The sequence below is a fragment of the Brevibacterium sp. SIMBA_078 genome, assembly GCF_046534565.1.
Lineage (GTDB): Bacteria > Actinomycetota > Actinomycetes > Actinomycetales > Brevibacteriaceae > Brevibacterium.
Map to the genome: position 1 here is coordinate 1 of NZ_JAWRYQ010000581.1, position 236 is coordinate 236.

1 protein-coding gene is annotated in these 236 nt (G+C 46.2%); it reads right to left on the reverse strand.

The genetic code is table 11. The annotated features are described in order from the left end of the window. Nucleotides 1-85: 85 nt before the first annotated feature. Nucleotides 86-236: carbohydrate porin (locus SB749_RS20875; protein ID WP_410712000.1), on the reverse strand; the 151-nt coding region annotated here is incomplete at its 5' end.

Genomic DNA, 236 nt, shown 5'->3' on the forward strand with positions numbered 1-236 from the left:
AGCCCGGTGAGTAGTGGGCTGCAAGAAGTGTTTTACCTGCCTTAATGAGTTGCGGTGCCGGAAAATATCCAGCACCGCGCCTTCATCAGAAGAAGTATTTAAAGCGAACGCGTGCGCCGTAACGGTCATCAGTATCATCACCGTGTTTTTTATCACCGTCGCTATCCAGAATGGAGTAATACGTCCCGAGGTAAATATTAAAGTTCTCCATATCCATCACATTAGCGAACTGATAA